Origin of the sequence: Streptococcus sp. HMSC065C01 (assembly GCF_001813525.1) — a bacterium.
GTDB classification, from domain to species: Bacteria; Bacillota; Bacilli; order Lactobacillales; family Streptococcaceae; genus Streptococcus; species Streptococcus parasanguinis_V.
Genome location: NZ_KV812857.1, coordinates 319,496 through 341,358 on the forward strand (window position 1 = coordinate 319,496; position 21,863 = coordinate 341,358).

16 protein-coding genes and 1 pseudogene are annotated in these 21,863 nt (G+C 45.2%); 2 read left to right on the forward strand and 15 right to left on the reverse strand.

Going from position 1 to position 21,863, the window contains the following annotated elements:
• Positions 1–17: 17 nt before the first annotated feature.
• The 9 genes and pseudogenes from HMPREF2918_RS11685 to miaA all read right to left on the reverse strand — a co-directional run bounded on the left by HMPREF2918_RS11685 (position 18) and on the right by miaA (position 8,163).
• Positions 18–761: a hypothetical protein gene (locus HMPREF2918_RS11685; protein ID WP_241672454.1), complete on the reverse strand. Its 744-nt coding sequence runs from the start codon at positions 759–761 to the stop codon at positions 18–20.
• A 123-nt stretch (positions 762–884) separates the two neighbouring features.
• Positions 885–2,363 carry a hypothetical protein gene (locus tag HMPREF2918_RS07150; protein ID WP_241672453.1) on the reverse strand — a complete coding sequence of 493 codons (1,479 nt, stop codon included), beginning with the start codon at positions 2,361–2,363 and terminating at the stop codon, positions 885–887.
• Between the two features lie 251 nt (positions 2,364–2,614).
• Positions 2,615–3,010 (reverse strand): annotated as a pseudogene (locus tag HMPREF2918_RS07155) (GNAT family N-acetyltransferase); the annotation flags it as partial.
• A 1-nt stretch (position 3,011) separates the two neighbouring features.
• Positions 3,012–3,722: a class I SAM-dependent methyltransferase gene (locus HMPREF2918_RS07160; RefSeq protein WP_070595022.1), complete on the reverse strand. Its 711-nt coding sequence runs from the start codon at positions 3,720–3,722 to the stop codon at positions 3,012–3,014.
• Positions 3,723–3,732: 10 nt separating this feature from the next.
• Complete coding sequence (locus HMPREF2918_RS07165) at positions 3,733–4,488, reverse strand: SDR family NAD(P)-dependent oxidoreductase (protein ID WP_070595023.1); 756 nt, start codon at positions 4,486–4,488, stop codon at positions 3,733–3,735.
• Between the two features lies 1 nt (position 4,489).
• A complete protein-coding gene (gene rnz, locus HMPREF2918_RS07170) occupies positions 4,490–5,419 on the reverse strand; it encodes a ribonuclease Z (RefSeq protein ID WP_049483030.1) in 930 nt (309 codons plus the stop codon).
• A gap of 3 nt (positions 5,420–5,422) precedes the next feature.
• On the reverse strand, positions 5,423–6,052 hold the full coding sequence (locus tag HMPREF2918_RS07175) for a cystathionine beta-lyase (RefSeq protein ID WP_070595024.1): 630 nt from the start codon (positions 6,050–6,052) through the stop codon (positions 5,423–5,425).
• On the reverse strand, positions 6,036–7,283 hold the full coding sequence (gene hflX, locus HMPREF2918_RS07180; protein WP_070595025.1) for a GTPase HflX: 1,248 nt from the start codon (positions 7,281–7,283) through the stop codon (positions 6,036–6,038). Before hflX ends, HMPREF2918_RS07175 begins: the two co-directional genes overlap by 17 nt.
• Positions 7,276–8,163 (reverse strand): tRNA (adenosine(37)-N6)-dimethylallyltransferase MiaA, encoded by an 888-nt coding sequence (gene miaA / locus HMPREF2918_RS07185; RefSeq protein WP_070588853.1) that lies wholly within the window; start codon positions 8,161–8,163, stop codon positions 7,276–7,278. The genes hflX and miaA overlap by 8 nt, the downstream gene beginning before the upstream one ends.
• 83 nt (positions 8,164–8,246) lie before the next feature.
• On the opposite strand from miaA, the gene HMPREF2918_RS07190 reads away from it, so the two are divergent.
• Positions 8,247–8,417, forward strand: a complete 171-nt coding sequence (locus tag HMPREF2918_RS07190; protein ID WP_003002781.1) for a DUF3042 family protein — start codon at positions 8,247–8,249, stop codon at positions 8,415–8,417.
• A gap of 379 nt (positions 8,418–8,796) precedes the next feature.
• Here the strand turns inward: HMPREF2918_RS07190 and HMPREF2918_RS07195 are convergent, their stop codons facing one another.
• The 3 genes from HMPREF2918_RS07195 to rexB are packed head-to-tail and all read right to left on the reverse strand — an operon-like array spanning position 8,797 to position 16,046.
• Positions 8,797–9,114, reverse strand: a complete 318-nt coding sequence (locus HMPREF2918_RS07195) for a DUF4298 domain-containing protein (protein WP_070595026.1) — start codon at positions 9,112–9,114, stop codon at positions 8,797–8,799.
• 3 nt (positions 9,115–9,117) lie between these two features.
• Positions 9,118–12,783, reverse strand: a complete 3,666-nt coding sequence (addA, locus tag HMPREF2918_RS07200; protein WP_070595027.1) for a helicase-exonuclease AddAB subunit AddA — start codon at positions 12,781–12,783, stop codon at positions 9,118–9,120.
• Complete coding sequence (gene rexB / locus HMPREF2918_RS07205; protein WP_070595028.1) at positions 12,780–16,046, reverse strand: ATP-dependent nuclease subunit B; 3,267 nt, start codon at positions 16,044–16,046, stop codon at positions 12,780–12,782. Before rexB ends, addA begins: the two co-directional genes overlap by 4 nt.
• 159 nt (positions 16,047–16,205) lie before the next feature.
• Between rexB and HMPREF2918_RS07210 the strand changes: the two genes are divergently transcribed.
• Positions 16,206–16,688, forward strand: a complete 483-nt coding sequence (locus HMPREF2918_RS07210; protein WP_070595029.1) for a glutathione peroxidase — start codon at positions 16,206–16,208, stop codon at positions 16,686–16,688.
• Between the two features lie 38 nt (positions 16,689–16,726).
• Here the strand turns inward: HMPREF2918_RS07210 and HMPREF2918_RS07215 are convergent, their stop codons facing one another.
• From HMPREF2918_RS07215 to HMPREF2918_RS07225, 3 genes are all read right to left on the reverse strand, one after another.
• The gene (locus tag HMPREF2918_RS07215; protein ID WP_049506113.1) at positions 16,727–18,595 is read right to left on the reverse strand and encodes an ABC transporter ATP-binding protein; all 1,869 of its coding nucleotides are present in this window, start codon (positions 18,593–18,595) and stop codon (positions 16,727–16,729) included.
• Positions 18,585–20,330, reverse strand: a complete 1,746-nt coding sequence (locus tag HMPREF2918_RS07220; RefSeq protein WP_070595030.1) for an ABC transporter ATP-binding protein — start codon at positions 20,328–20,330, stop codon at positions 18,585–18,587. The genes HMPREF2918_RS07215 and HMPREF2918_RS07220 overlap by 11 nt, the downstream gene beginning before the upstream one ends.
• Before the next feature lie 385 nt (positions 20,331–20,715).
• Positions 20,716–21,861, reverse strand: coding sequence for an FtsX-like permease family protein (locus tag HMPREF2918_RS07225; RefSeq protein ID WP_049506263.1), 1,146 nt, complete (start codon positions 21,859–21,861; stop codon positions 20,716–20,718).
• Positions 21,862–21,863: the final 2 nt, after the last annotated feature.

Genomic DNA, 21,863 nt, shown 5'->3' on the forward strand with positions numbered 1-21,863 from the left:
CTGGTTTGTTTTGATCTTCATAAAAAAACAACTTTCCCATCTTTAACCTTGAATGAGTAACTAGTGGAATCGGCGTAACAGCCTTTGGAATAGTAGAAATCATAGGCACCATCCGGTAGTTTGCTAGCGTCTAATTTTTTGGCTGCTGCTTTTAAGTCTTGTTCCTTAACGGATACACCATCCTTTATATAAATAGTCATACGGATTAACTCTTGATCGATTAAGGTCTGAAAAGGGATTTGATAGTAACCAGCAAAGTCCTTTTTCCCTTCTTTGAGATTTTGACTTGCGATACTATCTAGAATTTGCTCCTTCTCATCACGGTTGGAGTTAGATAAAAAACCAAAGAAACTAATATGAAGACCTAGAGATTGCTTCTTTAATTGTCCCTCAATTTTCTTCTCCTTCTTTTGGACAGATTGCTGCTTCAAGTACGCTTCCTTATACTCTGGAAGATGGTCACTAGTTGTATCTGTCCAATCATTATGAAACACCGTATCCGTTTCTAATGTCACTGTTTGTCCATCATAGGTTTTCTCAGAGTAGGTATAAGACACATGATAAGTTGGGATTTCCAAAGCAGTCCAATCCAGTTTGTTTATGGTCACATCCCCATGCAGACCAACCTTAGCAAGCTCACTGCTGACTACTTCCTTCGCCTTTTTATAATCACTCGGTTTCATGATCTTGCAACTGGAAAGAAGAAAGAAACAAAGAATAAGTGGAATTCCTGCGAATAGTTTGAAATAGTTGGGCTTCATAGCCTGACCTCCTTGCGAAATTCAACCTAATCGATTAATTTTTTACAGCAGTCATATCTGAACAACCTATGAACCGATTGAAAATTCTAATGATAATTGAGAAGTTCCTATTATATGACATGACTATTTTTGAACGACCCATTTTGCATCACCATAAACAACCGTAAATGGTCCATCCCCATCTGTTAAATAATTAATTTTATATTTACCCGACTCTCCTGCCTCAAGGACTGTTGGCTGTTTGTAATTTAAAGTATTATTCAACATATAAGCAGATTTGCCATGGCCATCATAGAGATCTACATTTGTATAATCCGGAGTATTTTCAATACTGAGAGGTGTTGTATTCGATATGGTGAATTCGACGATCAATCGATGTTGTTTTTTCCTTGTATCGATACGGTCTTGATCATCCTGAACATCCAAATTTGGATCGTCTGTTACACTATTCAGTGTAACTTCTAAGCCATTAGCAAATACAACTGGCTCTCCAATTGCATAACTTTTAACAGGATTTTTGGGATTAAAATTCTTTAATTTTTCTTTTATCTTTTGTCCGTCATTATTATTTCCAGATGGGATGGTCCAAAAGATATTATTCTCATCTTGCTTACCATACTGATTATCCCCCTTCATTTGTTGAGGGATTTGTAAGAGAATAGCCAAGTTTTTTAAATCAATTCGAACATCACCTTGATTTGTCACTTCCATTTCAACCGTGAATTCCGTAGGCGAAGTTTTACTATAAGCATAACCGGATAATGAGGTTGCCTCGAAATTTTTGTTAACTAACTGTTGTAAAACTGTTGAAAGCATGATATAGGAAATATGATCATCTCGATTTATTTCTTTTTCAGCATACCTTTGATGGAATTCATCGAGCCAATCATAGAAGGCTTGATTGAAATCTGACTCATTAGGATTTTTATAATATTTATTCCCTCTCGGTAAAAGCTCTGGGAAGTACGTTGGTACCTGAATGCGAATAAATACTTTGTTTCCCTTAACTGCATAGCCCTTTAATTCATATTTTTTTCCAAAGCTCAATGCATTCGTCATGAGCTTCAAATACATGGGACCATATATTTTGAGGGGGTACTTCTCACCAAGATATTCCACATAAGTATTTGGATCAAAAGTACTACTGTTTTTTTCAATTTTAGGGATAATATAATCGTTCCAGAGTCGAGTATACATATCCTCTTGATTTTTTGCCCCATTGGCCTTGATTACTGTGTCTATTCCCCTTGGATCTACATAGATTCCTTCAACGACCTGCAAAGCTTTTTGAACTCTTCCTTCCTCAGATAGAGAGACTTCATTCGGTTGCTGTCCATATATTGAAATACCATCGCTATCATCTGACCTCATATATTGTGGAAGTTTTTCAAACGTTATGTATCTGATACTGTTCTTTGCATCCCAATCAAATGTTGCTGCAGGTCCTGTCTTGTCAAAATGAATGTTTTTTCGATCGATTTTCTTCTGTACTTCTTTATTCGAAGAACCTTGTTTTTCTACAGTTCCTTGTTTGCAGGCACTCAAACATACTGGTATAAGTACCGAACATAAGAAAAGGCCCCATTTTATTTTCTTCTTCATTCCATCTCCTCCTAATCTCATCCTCATTTTACCATCAATCACCCCTTTTGTCAGTCAAATAGATAAGAGGCTGGGACAAAAGTCCTAGCCTCTCAATTATTTTTGGTTTGTCGAGCAAGACGCAGTGGTTGAGCGAGCTCTACTACACTGGTTTCATCAGCTTTTACAGCCCTACTCAACTGTGAGGAGGTGGGACGACGAAATCGAATTCTAACGAATGACCAATTTCTGTCCCACTCTCTATATTTCATATAGATCATCCCTGTACAGGCTTGCTCTGAAAGTTCAACAAAGCCCAGGGATTGGTAAAAGGCTAGATTTTTCTCGCTACGTTCAGTGACTAGGAGCCGTTGATAGACAGTGGGGAAGGTCGCTAAAGCCTCTTCTAAGAGTTTCCTTCCGATGCCTTGGCGCTGGTGATCTGGTCGTACCAAAAGGTCCTGCACCAAAAGGACAGAGTGGCCATCTCCTACTAAGCGGATATAGGCGACGAGCTCTTTCTCATCATAGACAGCCAACTGCCAGAGACTGGCTTTGACAGCCTTTTCTAGCATAGCTGGGTTGTTGGTATAATTGGTCCAGCCAACCGAGCCGTAGAGTGCGAGTAGGTCTGTCATCGCTGGAATTTCTTTTTTATAATGTAACATCTTAACTCCTTTTTAATCTATAGTGCTGGAAAAAGGCGATATCCCGGTAAGGGGACTCTTGGCAAACAGCTAGCTCCATCTTGAGCATAGACTCTCGCCAGCCTTCTTGGCCCTTGAAGTGGTTGTCCTGCAAGGCATAAAAGACACGGATTCCTTGGTAGTCCTGAACTTCGAGGGCTAGATCGTCTACTGCTCTATCTAGATCATAGGCCTGAGCCAAGCCCATGGAGTGAGTTTCCAAGTCCTGACCTGCTAGGAGATCAAGCGCCTTCTGAGTATCATTTTCAAAGACCACCGTCTGCAGAACGCGGCCAACCTCATTGTGCTTGACGATAGAGAGCAGGCCTCCTGGTTTCAAAAGACGGGTGAATGCCTTGAGAACCACCTTGCGATCCTCTACATACTCCAAGACATTGTGACAGAGGATGACATCAAAACTAGCATCTTCAAAGCTCTCTATCTGGTCCAGACTTCCGACGAGTTGCTGGTAAGGATGACCCTGGACCCGCAAGGCTACCATTTCCTCATTAGGCTCCACAGCAAGGACTTCATTGTCTTGTGCCAGGTGGTTGGCCACGAGACCGAAGCCACTGCCAAAATCAAGCACTCGCTTGCCTTTGATGTCTTTCAATTGTTCAAAAAGGATATCATAATAGATCTGTCCCCAGGGTTGCTGGAGGTTTTCTAAATAGGCTTGAATATTCGCCGCCATCTATCTCCTCCTATTTGAAATTGAACATCTTGCAGGCTAGCTTGTCTGAGATGCGAGGGAAAAGGGTATAGAGCTTGTGGGTCAGGTTCAAGAGCCAAGGAAGATTGAGCTCGCGTTTTGCTTTTCCAAAGTTCTTCACGATTTTCTTGGCCACAAAGTCCGGTTCCAAAATATAGCGATCCACAGCTTTGACATAGCTTCCGTCAGGGTCTGCCTGATCAAAGAAAGTGGTCCGGATGGGGCCTGGATTGACCGTCGTCACATGAATACCAAAGGGCATCAGTTCTAACCGCAAGGAATTGGAGAAGCCGATGGCTGCAAACTTAGTAGCTGAATAAAGGCTGGATTTGGCTGTTGCGACGAGACCCGCCATGCTGACGATGTTGACGATGTGCCCCTTGCCTGCTTCCTTCATGCGGGCACCCATCAAGCGTGAAAACTGCATGAGGGCAAAGGTATTGACCTCAAACATCTCCTGCACCTGCTGGTCAGAAATGCGATCAAAGGCCTCAAAAATCCCATAGCCTGCGTTGTTGACCAAGATATCAATCTGCCCGTAGCGCTGATAGAGCTCTTCTACCAAATCTTGGACGGCTGAGGAATCAGTGATATCGATCCCGATGCATTCAGCTTGGGGATGACTGGCATAGAGCTTTTCCAGTTTTTCTTGATTTCTACCTAGGAGAATCAGCCGATCTTCAGGGAGGAGCTTGACCATTTCTTGGGCCAAGCCTCCACTTGCTCCTGTTATGAGAATAGTTCGCATCTTAGATCTCCACTTCTTCCAAATCTTTGACGACATAGACATTTTCAAAAATGGTGGACGCATCCTTGCGCAATTGGCTGATGTCTTTTGATAAGAAGCGAGCACTGATGTGGTTTAAAAGAAGGCGCTTGGCTCCAGCTTCACGCGCCACTTCTGCTGCCTGCATATTGGTCGAGTGGCCGTGTTTACGAGCAATCTTCTCATCGCCCTTGCCATAGGTAGACTCATGGACCAAGACATCCGCATTGACCCCGAGGCGGACGCTGGCATCAGTCTTTCTGGTATCTCCAAGGATCGTGATAATCTTACCAGGCCGAGGGGCTGAAATATAATCCGCTGCAATGATCTTAGTCCCATCTTCCAGGGTGACATCTTGGCCATTTTTGACCTGACCAAAGAGCGGTCCAAAGGGAACACCCGCTGCCTTCAGCTTATCTGCGTCCAGCGTCCCTTCGAGGTCTTTTTGCATGATCCGGTAACCCACACAGAAAATGGTGTGGTCCAAAGCCTCCGCATAAACCGTGAATTTATCAGTTTCTAAAATCTTACCTAGAGAATGTTCATCGAATTCATGAAAATGGATGCGGTAAGGTAGCCGAGAGCCTGATACACGAAGACTAGTCATCACAAAGGATTTGATCCCTACTGGTCCATAGATATCCAGATCCGTCTGCTCTTCATTGGCCTGAAAGGCCCGACTAGAGAGGAAACCTGGCAAACCAAAAATATGGTCTCCGTGTAGGTGAGTGATAAAGATCTTGCTAACCTTTCGCGGACGAATGGTCGTTTCTAAAATTTGATTCTGTGTCGCTTCGCCACAATCAAAGAGCCAGACTTCATTAATCTCGTCCAGCAATTTGAGCGCTAGGCTCGATACATTACGGGCTTTTGAGGGTTGCCCAGCTCCCGTTCCTAAAAATTGAATGTCCATTGTCTACTTTCTATCTATATAAATCATGGCCGTCCGGTTCTCTGAACGGAAAGAAAGGTTGCCTGGGTAGGCTTGCGCTAGCTCGAGAAGCTCCTCTTGGTTATATCCTGACAGTTTCAAGCGTCCATCTTCCAAGGTCATCAAGTCAGTTAGGGCTGAGAGGGCTTCTGTTTTAGTGACCCCTTCTGGTTCAGCCTCTTGCAAGCAGATCTTGCCATCTTTTTCAAAGACCAAACAATGTGGAAAGATCTCTGCAATTTGGAATAAAATGGCAGGGGTGATATCCTCTGTTGGATGTTCAGCAAAGACACAGGCTAGCTCTTCATTTACGTAAGCCAAGCCATAAGACTTACCCGACAAGTTGAGGCGAATAAAGGGCTTTCGTTCATCAAAGGTTTGCTGAACTGTGAATAAGTCAAATGCCCGGCTCAGGTCCAAGAAATAATCCATTGCCTCCTTGGGGCTCTTCTTTTGGTAGAGCTCTGCAAAATAGGCGTTGATCACACTTGGGGGAGGCGTAATCACACGGAGACGCAATTCCTCAGGGATCGTGCTTAAAAGATTGGTCAGATAGACCCGATCGAGGCTGGTATAGCCTCCATATTTTATTGCTAAATCAACGTAATCCGTCATAAAATTCTTCCAACTTCCACTTATTTTTCTCTGCGATATAGCCTTGAATGACCTCGACATCCTCTTCAAATTCGCGCTGGTCAATGATCACAACCGTCTCTAGGTCATGGGTCCGATAGGATTTTGAAAAGGGAACGCGAATGGTAAAGGGAACAAAGAGTTCTCTCAATTTTTCTAGAAGCAAAGCCTGGAGATCTTCACGGGCTGTCTCAGAGCGCGCTGAAATCAGGCTAAAAGGTGTCTGGGTTAGTGTAAAGTCTGCAACTTTATCTGCTTTGTTGTAAAGCGTCAAGCGAGGGATCTCCAGCATATCCAGGTCCTTCATGATCGAAAGCACGGTCTTTTCATGCTCTTCATGATTAGGATCAGACGCATCGATGACATGGACCAGGAGGTCTACATTCTTACTTTCTTCCAAGGTCGACTTAAAGCTCGATACCAACTCTGTTGGTAGATCTTGGATAAAGCCAACCGTATCGGTCAGCGTCACTTGCAGATTGCCTGTTAGATGGATGCTCTTGGTTGTGGCGTCCAAGGTCGCAAAGAGTTCATCGGCTTCATACTGGCTCTTACTGGTCAACTGATTCATAATAGTCGACTTTCCTGCATTGGTATAGCCGATCAGACCAATCTTGAAGACAGGTGATTCCAAGCGTTTTTCACGAAGGGTTTCCCGGTTCTTTTCAACTGCCTTGAGCTGACGCTCGATATCGGTGATTTGATTGCGAACGCTCCGGCGGTTCAACTCCAACTGACTTTCCCCTGGTCCACGAGAACCAATTCCCCCAGCCTGACGGCTGAGCATGATCCCTTGACCGACAAGGCGTGGCAAAAGGTATTTGAGCTGGGCCAAGTGCACCTGCAACTTCCCTTCATGACTCCTAGCCCGCATGGCAAAGATATCTAAAATCAGCTGCATCCGGTCAATGACCTTGACCCCAAGGATTTCTTCTAAATTGACATTTTGACGGGGGGTTAGGCGGTTATTGACCACTACCGTCGTGATCTCATCTGCTTCGACCATTTGAGCGATTTCTTCGAGTTTTCCTGAGCCGACAAAGGTCTTGGTGTCGTATTTCTCCCGCTTTTGTGTATAGGAGCCCCGGACATCTCCACCGGCTGTTTTAGCCAGGCTCGCCAACTCCTCCATAGACATATCAAAATTGTCCATGCCTTGAAGTTCCACACCGACCAAAAGGATGCGTTCTTGTTTTTTTTCTGTTTCAATCATGCTGTAAAAACTCCTTTACATCTGCAAGAACCTGCTCCTTGAAGTGGGGGGCAGAAATGGCATAAAATTTTACTTCCATCCGATTTCGAAACCAGGTCAGCTGCCGTTTGGCAAAACGACGCGTATTGCGCTTGAGGATCTCACTGGCTTCCTCAAGGCTCTGTTCTCCCTTAAAGTAAGGAAAGAGTTCCTTGTAACCAATGCCTTTAGCTGCCTGAACTTCCGGATGGTCATCATAGAGCCACCGAGCTTCATCCAGCAAGCCCTCCTCTAGCATGCGATCTACTCGGCGATTGATGCGATCATAGATCAAGGACCGTTCATCATCTAGACAGATGAGATAGGGTTCATAATCGGTCTCTTCGTTTGCGAGGTCCTGCCCAAAATGCGCAATTTCAAGAGCCCGCATGGCCCGACGTCGATTGAGTTGAGGAATCACAAGTCCTTGCTCCGCCACTCTTTGGTACAAGTCTTCGTCCGACAGCAAGTCCAATTGAGCGCGATAGGCCAGAATCTCTTCATGAGGAACTTCACCACCTAGATGATAACCTTCGAGCAGACTTTGGATGTAAAGACCCGTCCCACCTGCAATGATAGGAAGCTTGCCTCGAGCTGTGATATCCTCAATCGCAGCCTTAGCTTCTCTTACAAAATCAAAAGCCGAGTAAGACTCGGTCACCTCCCGGACATCGATCAAATGATGGGGAGCTGCAGCTTGCTCTTCTGGTGTCGCCTTGGCTGTTCCAATATCCAGCTTGCGATAGACTTGTTGACTATCGCCACTGATAATTTCACCATTGAGAGCTTGTGCCAAATCGATCGCAAGAGCTGTTTTTCCAACAGCAGTCGGTCCCACAATCACAATTATCTTGGTTTTCATCGTTTTTCCTTGCAAAATTCACGTTTTTTCGTTACCATATATTATAACATAAATATTTAAAGTTCAGAAAAGGAGAAATTCTCATGGCTAAAGGATTTGGTAAAGGTTTTGTTACTGGTGTTGCTGGTACAGTTGCTGCTGTCGCAGGTGCAGTTTACACATTCAAGAAAAAAGTAATCGAACCAGAAGAACAAAAAGCAGCTTTCATCGAAGAAAACCGCAAAAAAGCAGCACGTCGCCGTGTCTCACACTAATCATTCAAAAAGCTCCGGAAAACCGGAGCTTTTTTTGCTGAAGAAAAAGTCCATTTTGGAAAATTTTCTTTTACTGGTAGGATTTGTTACGATATGCTAACACAAGTAATACTAAAAAAATTAGAATGATATATATTATGTTTGATTCAAACATATACTGAAACTTTCCGCCGTGAGAAAAGTGCTAGAAACACTTTTGTTTCTAGCACTCGGGAGTTTTGAAACTTTAGGTTCAAAACTAAGTCATGGAACTTCGTAGAAGTTCGCTGACGTCCGTACTCACCTGAGGAAAGTTTCTTTGTTGATGTTTATCTTCAATTTGAAAGCTCCGGAAAACCGGAGCTTTTTTGTGTGGTTCAAAGAAGTTTAGATTGAAATTTCACCGTTCTTTGATCATCTTCGTTGCGATCTCCAAGAGTTCCACTCCCATCTGAAAATGCTCGTCTAACAAATCATAGACGGCATCTTCGGACAAGACACCACAAGGAAGATCGGCTGGAAAGTCAGCCTGATTGGACAAGTCCAAGTCATCAAAATAGGCCTGACTACTATAATAATCGCGCAGTTGGATATAGCTATCTTGATGCTCTCTTAGCTGATCCACTGCTTTTTTGGTTTCTTCCAAAGTCTTGGCATAGTCATTCAAATAACCTTCCATTCTTTGGATCCGTTCGATGTTTTCCTGTGCAATTGCCATGATTTACTCCACTTTCACCACTTCTAGATGGGGGCCACCTAGAAGCACGAGATATTTTTCTACTTGCTCTTTGCCATAAGAACGACGAAGAGCTTCTGCATAGAGATCGAGCTGATCCCGGTAGCGTTCGACCAATTGGCTAGGAACCTTGTAGTGATCCGTCTTGTAATCAAAGAGCAGAATCCGGTCTTCTAGCACCAAATAACCATCCAAGATCCCCCGCACGACAAAGTCCTCTCCACTTGCAGGATCTTTCTTCAGCATGGCAAAGGGAGCTTCGCGACGGACTCGAGAGGCTTCTTTTTGAAGCAAGGTCCCCAAAGGCGTCTCATAGAAAGCAAGGATGGCCTCTAGTTTGATACGGGCTTTGACCGCTGGCTCTGCTTGAACTTGCTCTAAGGCTTGATGCAACGTATCCAGCGTGATTTCTTCTCCAAGAGGCACGCGCTGCATGAGTTCATGGACAGCACTACCTACCTGGGCTCCTGTCACAGCTTTTTCTTGCCCAAAAGTTGGAAGCTCAAACTTAGGCGCAACTAGCTTTGCATCCATGATCTGGACGCCATTGGCATCCATGACCGGCTCGTAGAATTTCTTGATCTGACTAGGTGTACGGACACTTGGTAAATGAATAGCCGGAGCATAGAGCTGATTGAGCCGATCAACATTTTCCAAGATATCCAAGGCCCGACGAATATCCTCTGACTGACGGATATCCTTGAGCTGATCGAAGCGGGAATCCTTCTCCTTCTCTAGTGGCTCAAGCTGGTCTGGTGTCAGGTCTTCGTCTGTCACAAAACGTGTGTCATAGGCCAGGGTATTCTTGGTAAACACATCTTGAATAGCAAAGAGCCAGTCCTGATAAGAGGTCCATTCTTTTCGTTTTTCCGGATCCAATTTGCCATTGCGACTAGTCCCCCAATCGGTATCACGCAGTTTGTCTTCACGGCCTTTTCCGACCAGATAGAGCTTGAGCTCAGCCCGTGTCATAGCGACATAAAGAAGACGCATCTGCTCCGAAATCGTGGCCAATTTTGTTTCTTCCACATTGCGTTGGTAGCAAGGCGTTTCGATCTGCAGGCGAATGGTTTCTGGAGCAGCAGGATTTTCTGTCTCAACTGGCAGATTCGCAACATATTTAAAGCCAATCCCTTTTTGACGACTGAGAATGATTGGCCCCGATTGATCCTTACGGTTAAAGGCCTTATCCATATTGAGTATAAAGACATACTTGAATTCCAGCCCCTTACTCTTATGGACGGTCATGAGCTGGACGGCATCTTTTGGCGCCGCAAGAGGGACGCTGGCCAAATCGTGTTCATTTTCGATCACCTTGTCAATCATGGCAATGAAGCGCGACAAGCCCTTAAAGCTGGCTTTTTCATAATCATTGGCCCGAAGCGTCAATGCATAGAGGTTGGCCTGGCGCTGGGCGCCATTTGGAAGGGCGCCGACATAGTCATAGTAATAGCGATCCTCATAGATTTTCCATAGCAAATCATAGAGCGAAGAGGTCTTGGCAGCAGCGCGCCAAGTAGATAACACTTTGAGGAAGTTCTCGATTTTAGCTAGGAGCTTGGCATCAATCAGATTTGCATGCTCTGCAGTCTTTTCAAGGGCTAACTGGACCTTGTGGTAGAAGGCCATTTGCTTTTTCTCTGGAAGGGTCTGCAAGGAAATCCGTGCCAATTCATCTTCATCAAAGTCAAACATGGGGGATTTCATAAGGGCCACTAAGGCATAATCATGCAAGGGATTGTTAATGGTCCGCAAGGTATCCAACATGACCATCACTTCCAGCGACTCAAGATAATGCGCCTGTCCGCTATCTGCCACAATCGGGATACGATACTGGTCAAAGGCTTCCAGAATCGCGTCATTTCGAGTTCGAGTCGCGGTCAAGAGAGTGATCTCTTTAAAGGGCACTTTTTCTACCCGATGAAGGCGTAAAATTTCTTTGATGACAAGGAGAATTTCTCCCTTGGAAACCGTCTCGAGTCCAGAAGCAGCTTCCTCGTCTTCGTTCTTTTCTTCCTGGTCTTGGGTGCCATCATAAAGCAAAAATTCTGCTCGATGTTGTGGCAAGGCCATCCGCTGCTTGTCGCTTCCTGCAACTAGATAGTGGGTTTGATTGTAGTCAATCTCGCCCACCTCTTCGTCCATCAAATGGCGAAAGACATCATTGGTCGCGTCCAATACCTCCACATGACTCCGGAAATTTTCCTTGAGGAGGATCAACCGCCCTTTCGCCCCTTCTTCTTGGAAGGCTTTAAATTTATCATTGAAAATCTGTGGATCTGCCTGACGGAAGCGGTAAATGGATTGCTTGATATCCCCCACCATAAAGCGATTGTGGCCATTTGACAGCAAATCCAACATCCGCTCTTGGGTGTGGTTGGTATCCTGGTACTCATCGACCATGACCTCATGATAGCGCTCTTGATAGGCTTGTCTCACCTCTGGGAATTGCTCTAAAATTTGAATGGCAAAATGACTGATATCCCCAAATTCATAAGCTTTTTCTTGGATTTTTCGTTCCAGATAAGCGTGAGAAAAGTCTCTGATAAAGTCCCGGAGCAAGGAGAGCATGGGGCCTTCTTCTTGGTGGTAGGCTTGTTGAAATTCCAGCTGATAGAGCTGATTTTCCAAGTCTCTGAGGCGGTTGATATGTATGGTTTTATCCTGGTTATAAGCCGTGACTAACTCTTTCAACTCTTCTTTTCGGGCTCTGTTGGTCAAGGCTCCCCCATTTGAAGCCCGACTAATCGCCACGACCGCCTTTAGGACAGAGGTCAATTGCTCTTTATTGGTGCGACCTGTCAGGCTTCCAATCTGATCGAGCACCTCTTCGACAGCTTCCAAATATTTGGCCTTGCCAAATGCTTGACCTTCATTGGACAAATGAAAGGCAAAAAAGCTCTCTGCCTCATAAAGGGCCTGCTGGATGCTCTCCATCAGAGTAGCTTCCACCTGGTCAAAATCGGTCTCTTCATAACCTTTTAGGAAATGCTCTTCCAGCCATTTCTCCGGATCACTGGTCGACTGAAGAAAGTCATAGATCTGGTAGATCTGTTCTTTAAACAAGGATAAATTTTTGCGCTGTCCCGTGAAATTCTTGACCATCTGGACAAAGGCCTCTTGATTTTCCCCCTGGTAATAGCGGTCAAAAACAGCTTGAAAGACTTCATTTTGTAAGAGGCGCTGCTCACTAGAATTTTGTAAAATGCGAAACTGAGGCGCCAACCCAAGCAAATAGCCATAGCGCGTTAGGACCTTTTGGGTAAAAGAGTCCATGGTTCCGATATCGCTGGTGGCGACATCTGCGATTTGACGGGCCAGGTGTTTCTTGAGCTCTGGGTCATCGCTCGCTTGCAGGGCTTTTCCAAGTTCACTTTCCAAACGCTCCTTGAGCTCTCCTGCTGCCTTGACCGTAAAGGTCGAGATAAAGAGCTCCTTAATCGAAATGCCACGCTGCATCTGATCCAGTATCCGCTGCACCATGACAAAGGTCTTTCCTGATCCCGCAGAGGCCGACACCAAGATATTGGTTCCTGAACTATAGATGGCATCGATCTGTTCTGGTGTCCGCTTTTGTTCTTTGGTAGAAGCTGCCTCTTGGGCCTGAAGGGCCTTGATTTCTTCTCTTGTCAAAAATGCTTGTTTGATCATTTGTTCAAGACCTCCTTCATCTTCTCGATCCAAGCGGCTTTCACTTTTTCACCGCGTATGCCTTTTTGGTCTAGTTTGGTCAAGAACCGTGCCTGACCTAGGTGACGATCGGCTTCAAATCCTGTGATAGATTTAAACTGCTCCACGAATGGTGCGATATTGCGCCCATTTTCACTATAGGGATTGATGGCAAATTGTCCCTTGAGAATCCCTTCTGCTGCTGTTTTATAGAGATAAGCGTTGTACAAGAGGAGCAAGTCCAGTTCTTCCTTACTCAGCATCATGGCCTTGTTTTTATCATAGGCCTCGCCCAGATAAGGCGCCTGATCTGCCATAAAGAGTCCCTTGTACTGTTGACTTTTCATGGTTTGGTTAATGGCATCCTCTACTGTCTTGCTCTTTTTCAGATCCACTACAGGATCTCCCATTTCCAAATACATGGCCCCGAAAATCCCCTGCTCCTCTTGGTATTCCTTCAAATCCTGAATCGCAGAAAGATAGGTCGGCAATTGAGAATTCAGGCCATTAAAGAACTTGTCATAGTGGAACTGCGTCAGACTGGACTTGTAGTCCACGACTCCGAGGGCTCCCCGATCCCTCAATTGATCAATGCGATCCACCTTGCCTCGTAGCTGCAGGAGACGGCCATCGGACAATGGATAAGAGGTGTGGGTACTTCCACCAAAGAGGGTCTCCTCACCGATGGTCTCGATACCATTTTGCTGGGCGAGGACACGCCCTGTTGTTTTCGCGGTATCAAGAAGCAAGTTGCGAATAAACTCGGTCTCTCCATTTTCTCCATACAATTGCTGGAACTCTGCTTCTTGGCTGGTTTCTCGAATCGCCTCGTTTAAACGCCGATCAAACGCTTGATCGGAGCTATCTTTTAAGACTTTTTCAAAGATCCGGTGCAAGAAATTCCCATGACTGCGGGCATCTGGCCGGATGGTTTCATCCTCTTGTAAGCCCAAGACATAGCGCAGATAAAAGGCATACTGGTGCTTGTAGTATTCATTCAAGGCAGAAGCGGATAAGGTCAAGGCTTTGCCCTCTGGATAGAGCGCTTGAAGCGTATCCGACTGAAGCTGACGGCTCTTTAATTCTGTTGAAATCTGAGGAATCTGGATGCCTTCAGCGGCTAATTTCTTGCGCAAGACCCGTACCGCCACACCCCAAAAGCTGGCTTCTTCAGGAGACAGCTCACTCGTGATCTCCTCTTGGTGGAGTTCGATCACGCGCGCTAAGAGGGCTCGGTAGGTCCCGATGTCATCACTCGAAGCTTGGGCTTGTTTGGTTGTCCACTCGATAGCAATGGGCTCCTTGGCCAATTCGACAAGGTAAGGAGAGACACTATCTTCCATTTCATTGACCAAGCTAGGGGCCGATAGGACCAGTTGGTTGGTCGCCGCATTGAGAAGCGAAACTGCCACAAAGCGATTTTTCTTGAGATTTTCGCTGGTCACCACCTGGAGCTCTGCTCCTTCTTGGGTGGCCTCATTCAGTTGCTGGCGCTCTTCTTCACTGAGCAGAGAGGTGTTCTGAGCAATTTTTGGAAAACGCTCCTGGGTCAGCCCGATCGCGTAGACATAAGGCGCTGTCAAGGGTTCAATCAAGTCATAGGACTGAACGGTCACCACATCAACAGTAGCAGGAACTGTCCGGTATTGAGACAATTGCATCCCCGATAAGAGGAGAGCTAGAAAGTCATCCACTGTCAGCTCTTGGTCCTCAAAGACCACATTCAACTCTTCTAAGACATGGAGGAAGGCCTTCCAGACCTGGTCATAGCGCTCCTGCTCCTCCAAGGCTAGATCCTTGATCAAAGCTTGTAGATTCTGAGAAAGTTGAGCCTCTTGCAGAAACTCTGTAAAGGCGGTTAAGAGATGGGTCACCTTTTGTTTGCGCTGTGAAAAGAAAGGGACTAGAGGTTCTACGACGCGTTCTCGGAGAGTATTGAGCTCTTCCAAATTAAACTTGCTCCGACGATTGCTGGTAAAAGGCTTGTGAAATTTTGTAGCACCCTTTACTTCCGCAAAGCGAAGGTACTGCTCAAAAGCATCGACTTCTGCTTGCGTCAGATCACTATACAGACCCGTTTTCAACAGATTGATGACGTCTTCTGTCTGATAATTGAACTGCTTGATCCGCCCTAGCGATTCAATGACCTGAATCAAGGGATGGTGGACCATGGCCTCACTTCGTCCCAAGTAAAAGGGAATCTGATACTGATCAAAAATGGTCTTGAGTTGCAGTTGATAAGCTTCCACATCGCCTAACAAGACCCGAATATCCCGATAGCGGGCCCCATCATGAAGACGCTGACGGATGGATTTGGCAACAAATTCCAACTCTTCTTTTTGCGTATTGGTCTGCCAGAGTTGGATAGCTGTTCGATCTTGGTCCTCCAGCTCATTTTCCACTTGTGAAAAATCGTAGCGCGCTTCTAGCATGCGGGTAATGCGACTAAAAGAGTCTTCGATCGCTTGCCCACAATACTGAGGCTGTACCTCAAAAGTCTTTGCCAGCTGGAGGAGAAAGTCAACACTGGCCTGGTAAAGATTGCCCTCTCTAAAACTTGCCCGATAGGCTTTTTCACTGGCATAGACCCCGATGACAATCTCCACTCCTTTTCGGTGAAGGAGATTAATCAAAGCCTCTTCTTCTGCAGAAAAACGCGTGAAGCCATCGACGACGATCGCCACATCCTGTAATTGCTCTTCCAGCTGCCCTTCTTCGACCTGATTGAGGAAAAAGGCCATCTTGGACTGGGATTCATACTGGTGCTGGACCAGCATCTCAGAGACCGCTTCAAAAATCGCCAAGAGGTCCTCTCTTTTTTCAGCTTCCTCGAGCAACTCCAAATCTGTAAAATCCATCTGGGCCGTCTGCAATTCATGACAGAGCTGGACCAGTTGCTGGATAAACTGTGGATCCTTACGCAGGGCCCCGTAAACTTTAAGATCCTGCTCCTTCATCTTGGAAAGAGCTTTAAAAAATAGCATGCCTAGACCGATGTCATCTAAAGGTTGCTCCTCAAAAACCTGATTCAGGATGAAATAACGGGCCATTTGCGCAAAGCGCGTGACGGTAATGGCAAAAGAAGCCTGACCTTCTAAATAGGATAAGACCTTGGCTTCTTTTTCAAAGGAAAGAGAGTTGGGCGCAATGTAAAACACACGCTTGCCATCTTCTACTAACCCTACGGCTTCTTGTGTCAGGACCTGGGTCAAGGGGGTCCGAACATCCGTATAGAGTAATTTCATCCGATCCGTTCTCCTTTTGACATTTTCTTGAGAGCTTGTTATCTTCTTATTATATCATTTTCACAGGAGGGACTAAAGCAAGAAGTCATGCTCCTCTTGGCCCAATATTAGGAGATTTGTGCTACAATAAAAGCTGAAGAGACAGAAAGGATACCACCTATGAACAGCATTTATGATTTTTCTTTAGAAAACCAGAATGGGGAAGAGATTCCACTTTCTCACTACCAAGGTAAGGTCCTCATCGTGGTCAATACAGCAACAGGCTGTGGCTTGACCCCGCAATACCAAGGACTGCAAGATCTCTACCTGCGCTACCAGGAAAAGGGGCTGGAAATCCTAGACATTCCCTGTAACCAATTCATGGGGCAGGCACCAGGAACTGCAGAAGAAATCAATAGCTTCTGTAGCCTCAACTACCAGACCACCTTCCCACGATTCGCTAAAGCCAAGGTCAATGGTAAAGAAGCCCTTCCTCTTTATGACTGGCTCAAAAGCCAAGCAGCTGGGCCACTGGGCAAACGCATCGAATGGAACTTCGCAAAATTTGTCATCGACCGACAAGGCCACGTCGCCCAACGCTTCTCCTCAAAAACAGAACCAGCTGCCATGGAAGACTTGATCCAAGAATTACTTGAGAAATAAGCAAAAAAAGCCTGAGCCAACGCTCAAGCTTTTTTTCTTTAATCAATTTCAAGTCCACCGGTGTACAAGCGGTAATAGGTGCCACGTTCTGCCATCAAGGAAGTATGGTTGCCTCGCTCGATGATGCGTCCGTGGTCCATCACCATGATGACATCGGAATTGACAATTGTCGATAGACGGTGGGCAATGACAAAGACTGTCCGACCTTCCATCAAGCGGTCCATCCCTTCTTGCACCATCTTCTCTGTCCGTGAGTCAATAGAAGACGTCGCTTCGTCCAGGATCAAGACAGGCGCATTGGCAAGGGCTGCACGGGCAATGGCGATCAATTGTCGTTGACCATTTGATAGACCAGCCCCATCATCCGTCAAGACTGTCTCATAGCCCTGATCCAAGTGCTTGACAAAGGAATCCACATTGGCAATCCGAGCTGCTTCAAGGATTTCTTCCCGTGTTGCATCAGCACGGCCGTAAGCGATGTTTTCTGCAATCGTACCAGTAAATAAGTGGGTATCTTGAAGAACGATTCCAAGGGAACGACGCAGAGAATCTTTCTCAATCAATTTAATATCGATCCCATCATAAGTAATCATTCCGGATTGGATATCATAGAATCGGTTGATCAAGTTGGTAATGGTTGTCTTTCCTGCACCAGTCGCTCCGACAAAGGCCACTTTTTGCCCCTTATCCGCGTACAAGTTGATGCCATGAAGGATTTGTTTCTTCCCATCATAAGAGAAATCAACATCATCAAAGACCACATTTCCGACCATCTTGACAAGCTGGTAATCCCCATTTGGACGTGGGTGTTTCCAAGCCCATTTGTTGGTTTTCTGATCAGTTTCGACCATTTCTCCATCGACCAGTTCATAATTGACCAGCGTCACTTTTCCTTGGTCGACTTCTTCTTCTTCGTCCAAAAGATCAAAGACACGATCTCCACCAGCCAAGGCCATGAGGACAAAGTTCAATTGTTGAGAGACCTGGGCAATGGGACCTGTGAAGGAACGGTTCAATTGCAGAAAGGCCATAAGACCACCAATGGTTAAACCACCGACGCCGTTTAGCGCAAAGAGGCCACCGATCAAGGCTGTTAGAACAAAGGAAACATTTCCCAAGTTCCCAAGAATCGGCATGAGGACATTGGCATAGCGGTTAGCCTGGTAGGAAGACTCAAAGAGTTGATCATTGATGCGGTCAAAATCCTCAATGCTTTCTCTTTCATGCACAAAGGCCTTGACCACTTTTTGACCAGACATCATTTCTTCAATAAAGCCGTTCTCAATCCCCAAGTTCTTTTGTTGTGCCCCGAAGTAACGACCTGACTTGCCAGAGACATCCTTGATGATAAAGACCATGACGATGACCATGATAAGAACAATCAAGAACAAGAGCGGACTAACCGTCAGCATGGTAATCGTTACCCCAAGAATGGTAATCGCTGAGGATAAGAGTTGAGGAATGGATTGTTCAATCGCTTGGCGAAGGGCATCAATATCATTGGTATAGATAGACATGATGTCCCCATGTTGGTGGGTATCAAAGTAACGTACCGGCAGTTTTTGCATGCGGGCAAACAACTGATTTCGAAGACTTCTAAGTGAGTCTTGTGAAACAGTCGCCATGATCAAGGTAAAGCCATAGTTGGCAAGTACCCCGATCAAACAGATCAAACCAACCCGTGTCAAGAAGGACAAGAGCGGTCCGAAATCATGGCTGTTTGACGTTAACATGGGCTCCACATAGACGTCGACCAAGGACTGAATCGAAGCTGTTACATTGACCGTCGCAAGAGACGATAGAATGATTAAGATAAAGGAAACAATCAAGGATACCTTGTAGTTTTTCCAAAGGAAGTCGAGCAGGCGAAGGATAGAGCCTAGATTTGCTTTTTTCTTAGTTTTCATCTGCTTCTCCTTTCCCTTGTGTTTGCATTTCATATACTTCTTGGTAGATGGCATTGGTCGCAAGCAATTCCTCGTGACGACCGATCGCATCGATTTGGCCATCATTCATCACAATGATGCGATCCGCATCTTGAATAGAGGAAATCCGTTGACCAATGATGATTTTGGTCGTCTCTTTCAAACTGGTTGCCAATCCTTGACGGATTAAACTATCCGTCTTGGTATCGACCGCCGAAGTCGAATCATCCAAGATCAAGATCTTCGGATTCATGAGAAGGGCACGCGCGATACAGAGACGCTGGCGTTGGCCACCGGAGACATTGGATCCCCCACGCTCAATCATAGTGTCATAGCCATCTTTGAAATCTTGAATAAATTCATCGGCTTGGGCAATCTTACAAGCTGCGATGATCTCTTCATCTGTCGCATCCTTATTTCCCCAGCGCATATTTTCTTTAATCGTACCAGAGAAAAGGACATTGGTCTGAAGAACCATGGCCACTTGCTTACGAAGGGAATCCAGATCGTATTCTTTGACATCGTGGCCTGCTACTGTCACCCGACCAGACTCGACATCATAGAGACGAGGAATCAACTGCACCAAGCTTGATTTCCCTGATCCTGTTCCTCCCAAGATACCAATCACTTCTCCTGAACGAATGGAAAGATTAATCCCTTGTAAGACATGGGTCTTGTCCCCATTTTCATCAGTATAAGCAAAGGTCACATCCTCAAAGTTGATGGATCCATCAGCGACTTCTTTGATCCCATTTTCTGGAGAGTCAATCGTCGTTTTGGTCGTTAAGACTTCATTGATCCGCTCGACAGAGGCCATGGAAATCGACAACATGACAAAGATCATCATAAACATCATGAGCGACATAAGAATGGTCATGGTGTAGCTAAACATAGAAGTCAAATTCCCAGTAGAGAGTTGACCACCAACGATCAGATGAGCCCCGATCCAAGAGATCAAAAGGAAAGAAGCATACATGGAAAGCATCATAGCTGGGCTACTCAAGACAACGACACGGATAGCCTTCATAAACATGTTATAAATCAAACGTGAAGCCTTCTTGAATTTAACGGTTTCATCTGCTTCCTTAACGTAAGACTTGACCACCCGCATATTGGTGATGTTTTCTTGGATACTGTTGTTGAGATTGTCATAAGCTTCAAATACTTCTGTGAAGAGCGGATACACAATCTTCATGATGATGCTTAAGACAGCTGCCAAAAAGATGGTCACATAGACAAAGATCATGGCCATTTCCGCATTGATCATGAAACAAGCCACAATGGCAAAGATCAAATTGAGTGGTGCCCGTACACAGATCCGGATCACCATTTGATAGGCATTTTGCACATTGGTCACGTCCGTCATCATCCGAGTGACTAACCCACCTGATGAGAACTGATCAATATTCTCAAATGAGAAGGTTTGAACCTTTTTGAAAATGGCCCGACGAAGGTTTTTGGCAAAACCAGCCGATGCATAGGCGCCATAACGGGCAGACTGCATCCCACAAAAGAGGGAGAGAAAGGCACAGACCAGCATGAGCCCACCGTAAAACAAAATATTGTTCATGTTTCTTTGTTGAACACCTTGGTCCAAAAGACTCGCCATGACAAAGGGAATCGAAATCTCAAACATGACTTCAAAGACCATGAACAAGGAAGCCAAAATCGAGGGCTTCTTGAATTCTTTGATCTCGGAAATTAAGGATCGAATCATTATTACCTCCAATGTTATTCATACTTTTTCCTGCGGTAGAAGCAAAGCTTCTTTCCATCGAAAATAGGTCAAAACACACAAAATTCCCTGAGGGAAAGACCCTAGGGATTACGCGTTTTTTATAGTCTTCATTGTAACCTAAATTGCAAAAAAATGCAAGATTTTTAGACAGCATCCGTTTTTCTGTTGATCTAGTACAAAAGAGGCTGGGACAAAAGTCCTAGCCTCTCAATTATTTTTGGTTTGTCGAGCAAGACGCAGTGGCTGAGCGAGCTCTACTACGCTGATTTTATCAGCTTTTACAGCCCTACTCAACTGTGCGGAGGTGTGACGACGAAATCGAATTCTAACGAATGACCAATTTCTGTCCCACTCTCTTTTCTATTTATTCAGCTAAGAGCACTTCTTTGATGGTTTGCTTTTGGAGTTTTCTGTTGGATAGATAAAAGAGACTTTCATAAACCACAGCAAAAGCAAGCAAGGTCCAGAAGCACACATTCCCATCAAAGTGATGCTCAATCTTTTCAGGAACCGTATCTTTGATCACACCGATCAAGATTTCCATGATGCCGTATTGATAAGCCGTCCCAAGAACAAATCCTAGATAGGCCCAGAAACGATAGGGAGCTAGAATATGCCCTTGGCATTCACGATCGGTATAGCCAAAAGCCTTCATAAGAGCCAAGGTTTCGCGACTTTCAGAGACCACAATCCCCAATGACAAAAAGAGAATCGAGAAAGAAAGGATCAAGCCAATCATGATCATCATGGTTTGGATGATATCATCTGTGTAATCCCTGAGGCCAAAGGACAATTGAACCATGGCCGCAAAACACATGGATCCAAAGACCACAAAAAACAAGATCGATTTTCTCCCCCAAATCAGCGATGAGGACAGTTCTTTTAGGAAGTCCTTCTCTTTCTTGGGAGCCCTCTTTCTCCTTTTGACCTTGATCGGACTTGGAGACTTTTTCAATAAGCGAAGTGCCGGCGTTTGTAATTGTCTTCTAGCATAGCCAATCGCGAGAAGCATAAAAAATGTCGTTGGCAGGATCACCAAAGCAAGCAAGAGCTGCCAGTGAAGGTGAATGGTAATTTCTGGCAAAATCCCCTTCTCATTACGGAAGTCGTAAAAATGTCCCATCATGAGAAATGAAGCGAAATAGCCAAGAAGCGCTCCAGCTCCAAAACTAAGTCCAAAGGCCCAAAATCGTTTCGCCAACTGGCCATTGCTGTAGCCCAAAGCCTTTAAAATTCCTAATTGTTCCTTGTGGTCATCGACAAATTGTTTGATATAAAAACACATGAGAAGGACCGACGTCAAAGACAAGACGACTCCACTGACCATGGCCACCATCCAGGAAAGCGAAACCTGGGCATTATAGTAGGTCTGAATCATCGGATTGGTTTTCGAAATCTCCAACTGCTCGATATCCAGGTAAAAATTCAAGAAGAGATTGGCCACAAAGACCGCACAAGCCCCAATGATACTAACGACAACTAATTTTCGAATATCTTTTACTGAAAACATGG

What these genes read in the sequence shown, in the direction of transcription:
- HMPREF2918_RS11685 (WP_241672454.1), bottom strand. Translation starts at nt 761, where the DNA reads ATGAAGCCCAACTATTTCAAACTATTCGCAGGAATTCCACTTATTCTT.
- HMPREF2918_RS07150 (WP_241672453.1), bottom strand. Translation starts at nt 2,363, where the DNA reads ATGAAGAAGAAAATAAAATGGGGCCTTTTCTTATGTTCGGTACTTATA.
- HMPREF2918_RS07160 (WP_070595022.1), bottom strand. Translation starts at nt 3,722, where the DNA reads ATGGCGGCGAATATTCAAGCCTATTTAGAAAACCTCCAGCAACCCTGG.
- HMPREF2918_RS07165 (WP_070595023.1), bottom strand. Translation starts at nt 4,488, where the DNA reads ATGCGAACTATTCTCATAACAGGAGCAAGTGGAGGCTTGGCCCAAGAA.
- rnz (WP_049483030.1), bottom strand. Translation starts at nt 5,419, where the DNA reads ATGGACATTCAATTTTTAGGAACGGGAGCTGGGCAACCCTCAAAAGCC.
- HMPREF2918_RS07175 (WP_070595024.1), bottom strand. Translation starts at nt 6,052, where the DNA reads ATGACGGATTACGTTGATTTAGCAATAAAATATGGAGGCTATACCAGC.
- hflX (WP_070595025.1), bottom strand. Translation starts at nt 7,283, where the DNA reads ATGATTGAAACAGAAAAAAAACAAGAACGCATCCTTTTGGTCGGTGTG.
- miaA (WP_070588853.1), bottom strand. Translation starts at nt 8,163, where the DNA reads ATGAAAACCAAGATAATTGTGATTGTGGGACCGACTGCTGTTGGAAAA.
- HMPREF2918_RS07190 (WP_003002781.1), top strand. Translation starts at nt 8,247, where the DNA reads ATGGCTAAAGGATTTGGTAAAGGTTTTGTTACTGGTGTTGCTGGTACA.
- HMPREF2918_RS07195 (WP_070595026.1), bottom strand. Translation starts at nt 9,114, where the DNA reads ATGGCAATTGCACAGGAAAACATCGAACGGATCCAAAGAATGGAAGGT.
- addA (WP_070595027.1), bottom strand. Translation starts at nt 12,783, where the DNA reads ATGATCAAACAAGCATTTTTGACAAGAGAAGAAATCAAGGCCCTTCAG.
- rexB (WP_070595028.1), bottom strand. Translation starts at nt 16,046, where the DNA reads ATGAAATTACTCTATACGGATGTTCGGACCCCCTTGACCCAGGTCCTG.
- HMPREF2918_RS07210 (WP_070595029.1), top strand. Translation starts at nt 16,206, where the DNA reads ATGAACAGCATTTATGATTTTTCTTTAGAAAACCAGAATGGGGAAGAG.
- HMPREF2918_RS07215 (WP_049506113.1), bottom strand. Translation starts at nt 18,595, where the DNA reads ATGAAAACTAAGAAAAAAGCAAATCTAGGCTCTATCCTTCGCCTGCTC.
- HMPREF2918_RS07220 (WP_070595030.1), bottom strand. Translation starts at nt 20,330, where the DNA reads ATGATTCGATCCTTAATTTCCGAGATCAAAGAATTCAAGAAGCCCTCG.
- HMPREF2918_RS07225 (WP_049506263.1), bottom strand. Translation starts at nt 21,861, where the DNA reads ATGTTTTCAGTAAAAGATATTCGAAAATTAGTTGTCGTTAGTATCATT.